General features: G+C 70.1%; 8 protein-coding genes and 1 pseudogene. 2 read left to right on the top strand and 7 right to left on the bottom strand.

The window, feature by feature from the left end:
* The 3 genes from KN815_RS38605 to KN815_RS38595 all read right to left on the bottom strand — a co-directional run.
* Positions 1–689: DUF2637 domain-containing protein (locus tag KN815_RS38605; protein ID WP_372458589.1), on the bottom strand; the 689-nt coding region annotated here is incomplete at its 3' end.
* A gap of 97 nt (positions 690–786) precedes the next feature.
* On the bottom strand, positions 787–1,488 hold the full coding sequence (locus KN815_RS38600) for a hypothetical protein (protein WP_216346473.1): 702 nt from the start codon (positions 1,486–1,488) through the stop codon (positions 787–789).
* A gap of 134 nt (positions 1,489–1,622) precedes the next feature.
* The gene (locus KN815_RS38595; protein ID WP_253209500.1) at positions 1,623–2,555 is read right to left on the bottom strand and encodes a DUF3558 domain-containing protein; all 933 of its coding nucleotides are present in this window, start codon (positions 2,553–2,555) and stop codon (positions 1,623–1,625) included.
* 163 nt (positions 2,556–2,718) lie between these two features.
* On the opposite strand from KN815_RS38595, the gene KN815_RS38590 reads away from it, so the two are divergent.
* Complete coding sequence (locus tag KN815_RS38590) at positions 2,719–3,912, top strand: RtcB family protein (protein WP_216346472.1); 1,194 nt, start codon at positions 2,719–2,721, stop codon at positions 3,910–3,912.
* Between the two features lie 119 nt (positions 3,913–4,031).
* On the opposite strand, the gene KN815_RS38585 is transcribed toward KN815_RS38590, so the two are convergent.
* The 4 genes from KN815_RS38585 to KN815_RS38570 all read right to left on the bottom strand — a co-directional run bounded on the left by KN815_RS38585 (position 4,032) and on the right by KN815_RS38570 (position 7,890).
* Positions 4,032–5,270, bottom strand: coding sequence for a cytochrome P450 (locus KN815_RS38585; protein WP_216346471.1), 1,239 nt, complete (start codon positions 5,268–5,270; stop codon positions 4,032–4,034).
* A 64-nt stretch (positions 5,271–5,334) separates the two neighbouring features.
* Complete coding sequence (locus tag KN815_RS38580; RefSeq protein WP_216346470.1) at positions 5,335–6,741, bottom strand: NAD(P)/FAD-dependent oxidoreductase; 1,407 nt, start codon at positions 6,739–6,741, stop codon at positions 5,335–5,337.
* A complete protein-coding gene (locus KN815_RS38575; protein ID WP_216346469.1) occupies positions 6,731–6,967 on the bottom strand; it encodes a ferredoxin in 237 nt (78 codons plus the stop codon). The genes KN815_RS38580 and KN815_RS38575 overlap by 11 nt, the downstream gene beginning before the upstream one ends.
* Positions 6,968–7,134: 167 nt before the next feature.
* Positions 7,135–7,890, bottom strand: a complete 756-nt coding sequence (locus KN815_RS38570; protein ID WP_216346468.1) for an SDR family NAD(P)-dependent oxidoreductase — start codon at positions 7,888–7,890, stop codon at positions 7,135–7,137.
* Positions 7,891–8,088: 198 nt separating this feature from the next.
* On the opposite strand from KN815_RS38570, the pseudogene KN815_RS38565 reads away from it, so the two are divergent.
* Positions 8,089–8,380: pseudogene (locus tag KN815_RS38565) on the top strand (hypothetical protein); the annotation flags it as partial.

Genomic DNA, 8,380 nt, shown 5'->3' with positions numbered 1-8,380 from the left:
ACCGCGGTCGAGTCCAGACCGGCCGCCGCGAGCCCCGCCGGGGCGGTGTCCGCCAGCGGCACCCCGTACCGCGCCAGCCGCAGCGGCATCAGCGACTCCACGGGCGCCTTGCGGCGCCAGGCGCGCCCATAGCGGGCGCGCAGCCGGGCCTGGTAGACCAGCCGGTCCTGCTCCAGCCGGATGACCTCTTCGTAACTGCGCAGCTCCCACAGCTTCATCCGGCGCCACAGCCGGAAGGTGGGCACCGGCGCCAGCAGCCAGCGGGTGATGCGGACCGACTCCATATGCCGGTCGGCGGTGATGTCGGCGATCCGGCCGACCGCGTGCCGGGCGGCCTCCACGGAGACCACGAAGAGGATCGGGATCACGGCGTGCATGCCGACGCCGATCGGGTCCGGCCAGGCGGCCGCGCCGTTGAAGGCGATGGTGGCCGCGGTCAGCAGCCAGGCCGTCTGGCGCAGCAGCGGGAAGGGGATCCGGATCCAGGTGAGCAGCAGGTCCAGCGCGAGCAGGACCACGATCCCCGCGTCGATACCGATCGGAAAGACGTTGGAGAACGTGCCGAAGCCCTTGTCGAGGGCGAGATCGCGCACCGCCGCGTAGGAACCGGCGAAGCCGATCCCCGCGATCACCACCGCCCCGGTGACGACCACCCCGGCCAGTATTCGGTGCGTCCGTGTCAGTTGCATCGCGGCCACCCGCGACCCCTCCCCGTCTTCAACAACAGCGGCCTCAGCGTCGCATACACGTCAAGGCCCATGGGCGGGAAGGGGCCGTGTCGGGGGATCAGGTGCCGCTCTGGGAGCCCTTCGCGATGGTGCCGACGGCCTCCTTGGCGGCGGACTTGGCGTCCTTGAGCAGCGCGGCCGCGTCCGGGGTCTTCTCCTTCTCATAGCCGGCGCCGTCGTACTGGACGGTGATGACGACATTGGCGGTGCGGGTCACCACCGTCTGGTTGCGGAACTCGTCGCCGTCCTTCTTCTCCTTGGAGCTGACCGAGGTCGCCTCGTCGCCGATGCCCGCGACCTTCTCGGTCTTGGCGTCGGTCACCTTGCCGGTGGCGGCCCTGCTCGACTGCTGGCCGGCGTACTCCCCGGCGCGCCGGTCGCCGGAGCCGAGCCCCGGGTCGGAGCGGAACAGCTTGAGGGAGACGGTCAGCGAGCGGTACTTGAAGCCGTCGAGGCCGGTCCACAGGCAGCTTGCGGAGGTGTTGGTGTCGGCCGAGGGAAGGGCCTTGCCCTTCTTGTTCTGCGCCTTGGGGACGAGCTGGTCGACCGTCTTTCCGGAGAGTGCGGTGCACACATCGGGCAGCTTGCTGAACTTCGCGGCCGCGACGGTGGGTGAAGCGCTGGGCGAGCTGGGTCTCGCCGAGCCACCGGTGTTCTTTTTGTCCTTGTTGTCCGAGCCGGAGGAGCAGCCGGCGACGAGCACCATCGGTACGGTCGCGCAGGCGAGTATTCGGGCGAGTCGCGGGGCTGAACGGTGCATGGGTCCTTCGCTCATTCTCTGTCGATGGGCGGACGTACCGCCCGCGTCATTAGTCGGCACGGTACGCGGCCGACGCGCGGGCGTCCCAATTTCCGAGCTCTGAGCGGAGTGCCCGCAGGGGGCACCGGAACCCGCTATTCGTTGAGCCGACCGGTCAGCTCATCGGCCAAGTCCTGGGCGTTTTCCTGGAGTCCCTGGCTGCTGGGAATGTGCTTCTTGTCGGTCGTCCACTGGTCGTACTCAATGGTGGCAATCACATTCGAGGACCGGAACACGAGCGTGATATCGCGGTGGATACCCGAGTCCTTGGTGATCAGCTCGTCGTTGAGGAAGGCGTCGTCGCCGAGGTCGTCCAGCCGGCGCGGGGCGGTGTCGTCCGCGGCGGTGTCACCTTCGTCACTTTCGCCGCTCGCGTCGCTCCCCGCGGAGGGGGAATCGGTGCTTTTGCCGGGCTCGCCGGATGTGTCGGCCTCATCGCTCGCGCCGCCCTTACCGCTCTTGCCGGGCTCGTCGGAGCTGGTGCCGGGGGAGGCGGAGGAGCTGCTGTCGCCGCTCGCGCCGCCCTCGCTCTGCGAGCTGGAGGAGGGGGTCGAGGGGGTGCTCGGGGCATCCGGGATGTGGGCGGCGGCGGCCTTCTCCTCGTAGGTCTCCCGCGCCCGGTCGTCATCGCTGACCGAGGGGTCGTACGAGACGACGCGCTGGAAGTCGATCGTGAGATAGCGCGTGCCGCTGGAGGTCTCGACCTTCCAGCGGCAGCCGTCCCGCCGGTCTATGTCGTACGTCACGGTGGCCTGGCCGTCGTACACCTTGTCGTCCTGCTCGGCGCCGGGCAGCAGGGTCTGGAGGGTCTTACGGCCGGCCGCGCCGCATGCCTCGGGCAGGCTGCGGTAACGGCCGGGCTCGGCGGAGGCATTCGTCCCGGAGTCGCCGGAGGCGCCGTCGTCCGGGCCGGATGATGAATCGGAGCCGGTGCATCCGCCGAGCCCGGCGGCGGCGAGCACGGTGATGAGCACGGCGACGGCCGGGGTGCCCCGCCGTCCGTACGCCCTTCGCTGCGCTGGCTGCACTGTCGGTGTCCCTTCGAACGACGGAAAACTCCTTGCCGCCCGCGGGCGGTGGCTGGAGACAATGTCTATCGCACGCACTGCCGTGCCTGTCGGGCGGCCGTCGCCTATGGGGCACTGGTCCGGCTTTTGCGTTTTCTGTCTTTTACGGGGGAATGAGTACATCATGTCGTATGTCGAGGTGCCCGGCGCTCAGGTGCCGATCCGGATGTGGACCGACCCCTCGACCGTCGAGGGCGTGGCCATGCAGCAGCTCCGCAATGTCGCCACGCTGCCCTGGATCAAGGGCCTCGCCGTGATGCCGGATGTGCATTACGGGAAGGGTGCCACGGTCGGCTCGGTGATCGCGATGGCGGGCGCTGTATGCCCGGCGGCCGTCGGTGTGGACATCGGCTGCGGGATGTCCGCGGTCAAGACGTCGCTGACCGCGGACGACCTTCCGGGCGATCTCTCGCGGCTGCGGTCGCGGATCGAGCAGACGATCCCGGTGGGGCGCGGGATGCACGACGACCCGGTGGACCCGGGGCGGCTGCACGCGTTTCCGACGGCGGGGTGGGACGACTTCTGGAACCGGTTCGGGGGAGTGGCCGAGGCGGTCAAGTTCCGCCGGGAGCGGGCCGTCAAGCAGATGGGTTCGCTCGGATCCGGTAACCACTTCATCGAGTTCTGCCTCGATGACGACGGCTCGGTCTGGCTGATGCTGCACTCCGGCTCCCGCAACATCGGTAAGGAGCTCGCCGAGCACCACATCGGCCAGGCCCGGAAGCTGCCGCACAACCAGGATCTGATCGACCGCGACCTGGCCGTCTTCATCGCGGACACCCCGCAGATGGCGGCGTACCGGCACGATCTCTTCTGGGCGCAGGAGTACGCGAAGTACAACCGCGCGATCATGATGGCGCTCTTCCAGGACGTGGTGCGCAAGGAGTTCAGGAAGGCCCGCCCGGTCTTCGAGCCGGTGATCAGTTGCCACCACAACTACGTCGCCGAGGAGCGCTACGAGCACATGGACCTTCTCGTGACCCGTAAGGGCGCCATCCGCGCCGGAAGCGGGGACTACGGGATCATCCCGGGCTCGATGGGCACCGGTTCGTACATCGTGCGCGGTCTGGGGAACGAGGCGTCGTTCAACTCGGCCTCGCACGGGGCGGGCCGGAAGATGAGCCGTAACGCGGCGAAGAAGCGCTTCTCGACCCGGGATCTGGAGGAGCAGACACGGGGCGTGGAGTGCCGTAAGGACTCCGGCGTCGTGGACGAGATCCCGGGGGCGTACAAGCCGATCGAGAAGGTCATCGACCAGCAGCGGGATCTGGTCGAGGTGGTGGCGAGGCTCAAGCAGGTGGTGTGCGTGAAGGGCTGATCTTCAGGACCGCACATGATCAACGGCCCCCGGACCGGCGACGGTTCGGGGGCTCTGCCTTGTCTGCCCTATCTGCCTTGTCTGTCTTATCCATGGGGTTCCATGGGCGATGCCCCGCGCTATCGGCTGAGGCCGTCGAAGGCGATGGGCAGATGCCGGGGGCCTCTGAGGACGGCGTTGTGGCGGTACGGGGGCGGATCCTCGACCAGGCGGGGGTTGTCGAGCCGGCGGACCAGTTCGGCCAGGGCGGCCTGCGCCTCCAGGCGGGCCAGGGGCGAGCCGATGCAGTTGTGGATGCCGCTGCCGAAGCCGAAGTGCTGGTTGTCCGGGCGGTCGGGGAGGAAGCGGTCGGGCTCGGGGAAGCGCCGCGGGTCCCGGTTCCCGGAGGCCGGGACCAGCCACAGGGAGGCGCCCTGGGGAATGGTGGTACCGGCGATCTCGATGTCGTCGAGCGTGGTGCGCTCGGGCAGCAACTGCACGGGCGGTTCGAACCGCAGCAGCTCTTCCACCAGCGGGATGACCAGATCGGGGTCCGCACGCAACTGCTTGAGGGTGTCGGGGTGGCGCAGCAGGGTGAGCATCCCGTTGGTGATGAGGTTGACGGTGGTCTCGTGGCCCGCGATCAGCAGCAGCGTCAGATTGCTGAGCATCTCGGGCAGGGACATCGGGCTCTCGTCGGCTCCGCGGTCGGTGGCCAGGGCGGAGATCATGTCCTCCCGGGGTGCCCGGCGGCGCTGGGCGATCAGGCCCGAGAGGTATTCGGCGAGCTGGTGGTGGGCCTCGCGGATGGCCTGCCAGTGGGCCTGCTGCTCCTCGGGCGTGCCGACGGCCGGCTCGATGGCGGTGGCGACGGTGTCGGCCCAGCCGTGGAAGCGCTGCTCGTCCTCCTGCGGGACGCCGAGCAGACGGCAGATCACGGTGACGGGGAAGGGGTAGGAGAAGTCGTCGACGAGGTCGATCCGGTCCCGCCCCTGGAAACGGTCGATGAGGCCGGAGACGATTCCGGAGATCTCGCCGCGCAGGCCGTAGACGCGCCGGGGGGCGTGCGGGGGCCCGTACGTCCGCATGATCAGCCGGCGCAGGCGGTCGTGGTCGGGAGGGTCGAGCCTGATGAAGCTCGGCGGCAGGTCGGGGTCCTCGGTTCGGGGGGCGGTCTTCGCTTCGGGGGCGAGATTGCGGATGTCGGAGCTGACCCTGGGGTCGTGGAGCAGGCTGTGGATCTCCCAGTAGGTGCTGACCAGGTAGGGGCCTGATTCGTCGCGCACCACGGGGGTCCGGCGGAGTTCGGCATACAGCGGGTAGGGGTCGGCGCGGTTGGCGTAGTCGAGGATCTGGCCCAGGAGTGCGACCGACGTCATGGTGGTTTCCTTCCGGGATTGCCTTCCGGGCCGGCTGTCCTTCCGGGCGCCGGTGCTGCCCGCGTCAGGCGTGGTGTCCGTGTCCGGCGGGGGTGAACGTGACGCGCTGGTCGGTCGGGGAGTAGCCGCTCACGGTGACCTGGGGGCCGTGGGTGGGCACCGAGGGGTCGGGGAATCCGGCCGGCACCGGACGCATGCCCTCGGTCCGCCGGTCGACGGTGGCGAACGGCGGCGGGAAGGGCGCGGCCTGTTCGATCTGCCGCTGGTAGAACTCCAGCCATTTCGCCTGGTCGAAGGTGACGGCGGCGATGACGCGGCCCTGGTAGCCATAGGCCGCGGTGAAGCGGTGTTCGCCCAGCGACCCCTGGCTGACGATGATCTGGTCGGCCATGTTCGGCACCCCGACGGACTTGATGTTGACGCCGAACTGGGCCGACCAGAAATACGGCGTCCACAGATGCGGGCGGCGCTCCTCACCGCGGCAGATCATGTTGTGGGCCGCGACCTCGGCCTGCGCGACCGCGTTGCCCCAGTGCTCCAGGGACAGGAACCGGTAGCCGAACAGCGGATGCGGCGAGCGGGCGACGTCTCCCGCGACGAACACGTCGTCGGCGACGATGCCCCGTACGTCGAAGGCCCGGCAGCCCGCGTCGCAGGCGATCCCGCGCGGCCCCGCGGCAAGCCCGGAGCCCGCGAGCCATTCGGTGTTGCGGGTCGCCCCCAGGGCGACGACGGCCACCTCCGCGTCCACCGTGCCGCCGTCGGAGAAGTGGGCCCGCCGCAGCCTTCCCACACCGTCGCCCTCGAGCCCGGTGACCATCACCCCGCAGCGCAGGTCGACGCCGTGCTGGTGGTGCAGTTGGGCGGCCACGTCGCCGATCACGCTGCCCAGGGCGCCCGACAGGGGGGTCGGGCCGCGTTCGGCGACCGTGACCGGCAGGTCCCGCTCGCGGCAGACGGAGGCGATCTCCGAGCCGGTGAATCCGGCACCGATCACCAGCACCCGGCTGGGCCCGGCCTTCAGCCGGTGTCTCAACCGGGTGGCGTCGTCCCTGGTCCGCAGCACGAAGACGCCGTCAAGACCGGCCTCCAGCTCGTTCGGCCACGGGCGGGAGCGCACCCCGGTGGCGATCAGCAGCCGGTCGTACTCCACCGAGGTGCCATCGGCGAGAGCCACCCGCTTGGCCGACAGATCCAGGCCGGTCGCGGCGGCACCCAGCCGCCACTGCGCCTCGATCGCGCGGCGCCGGGGAAGCGCCGTATGGTCGGCCGGCACCCTGCCGAGCAGCACCTGCTTGGACAGCGGCGGGCGGTCGTACGGCTCGTACGGCTCGTCACCGATCATGGTGAGGGTGCCGGTGAAGCCCTCCTCGCGGAGCGTCTCGGCCGCTCGCAGCCCCGCCAGGGAAGCACCCACGACGACGATGCGGCCCTCGCGCCGGAGCCGCTCCAGGGAACCGTCAAGGGCCATTGGAGACACCCGCCCCCGCCGCGGTCCACGCCGCGCCCGCGCCCTCCACGGTGATGGCCTTGACCGGACAGGCCGCCTCCGCCCGCAGGACGTCCAGGCGCCGCGTGCCGTCGGGCTCCCCGTCGTACAGCAGCGCTTCCTCACCGTGCATCGCGAACACATCCGGCGCGAGGAAGGCGCACTGCGCGTAGCCCTGGCACCGGTTGAGATCGACGACAACTCTCATGACGCCTCCGCTTCACCGCGAGGTGACGGTCTCTCCCAGCATCGGAGAGCCCACGGGAAGGCGCACATTCACCGGGTCAGACGGGCGGACGGCGGGACTGCCGGCCACCGGCCGCCCGTTCCCGGGCCCAGCGCTCGCGAACGGGCTTCGGCAGCCGCCAAACGGGCTCAGCGCTCGCGGTGGACCTTGTGCTGGGCGGCCTGGGCGCGGGGGCGGATGACCATCATGTCGATGTTCATATGCGAGGGACGGGTGACCGCCCACTCGACCGTGTCGGCCACGTCGTCGGCGGTCAGCGGCTCGGCCACGCCCTCGTAGACGGCCGCGGCCTGGGCCTCGTCGCCGCGGAAGCGGTTCACCGCGAACTCGTCCGTCCTGACCATGCCCGGGGCGATCTCGATCACCCGCACCGGCTCACCGCACAGCTCCAGGCGCAGGGTGGCCGCGATGGCGTGGGCGCCGTGCTTGGCCGCCACGTATCCGCCGCCGCCCTCGTACGCCACATGGCCCGCCGTGGAGGACAGCACGACGATCGTGCCGTCGCCGGAGGCGGTGAGGGCGGGCAGCAGCGCCTGGGTCACCTGGAGCACGCCCACCACATTGACCTCGTACATCGCCCGCCAGTCGGCCGGGTCGGCGGTGGCGACGGGCTCGGCGCCGATCGCGCCGCCCGCGTTGTTCACCAGGACGTCGCAGCGGTCGAGAGCGGCGGCGAAGGACTCCACGGCGGCCCGGTCGGTGACATCCAGGACGTACGCCTCGGCCTGGTGCCCCGCCTCGGTCAGCTCGGCGGCGAGCGCGTCGACGCGCTCCTTACGGCGGGCGGCGAGGATGACGCGGAATCCGGCGGCGGCCAGGCGGCGCGCGGTCGCGGCGCCGATCCCGCTGCTCGCGCCGGTGATGACTGCGGTACGGGTGGTCATCGGCCCTCCTGTGGCGACATCGCGCAAACGGTCGTGCCTGCGCATGATCCATACGCAGGATATGACGGCCTGATTTACCTCCAACCGGGGGACTGAAGATCGGAATCCGCTAGCGGGTCCTGGGCTCGGGGAAGGGTGCACTGCGTCCGGCGCGGCGCCGGTTATGGAGCACCCATGCCCAAGGAGTGAATTCAGGTAATGACGCAGCAGAGCAGATTCCTTCAGCGGTCTCGTCGTTCTTTCCGGCGCTGGGGCGTGGCCTCAGCGGGTGCCATCGCGGCTGCGGCCCTGGTCACCGGTGCTCCGGGAACCGCGTGGGCCGCGGGCAGCACGCCCGAGCCGCACTCGTCGCAGAGCAACAAGTGCCACCAGGACCGGGCGCACGGCGACAGCAAGGGGCAGCACGAGAACGGTCATCGGGACTCGAATGGCCGCCACGAGGACAAGGGACATCAGAACTCGGACGGCCGCCACGATCACGTCCGTCACG

It is taken from the genome of Streptomyces niphimycinicus (assembly GCF_018883605.1).
In the GTDB taxonomy this organism is placed as follows: Bacteria; Actinomycetota; Actinomycetes; order Streptomycetales; family Streptomycetaceae; genus Streptomyces; species Streptomyces niphimycinicus.
Note: the sequence above shows the minus strand (reverse complement) of the source record. Positions and strands in the feature narration are given on the sequence as shown.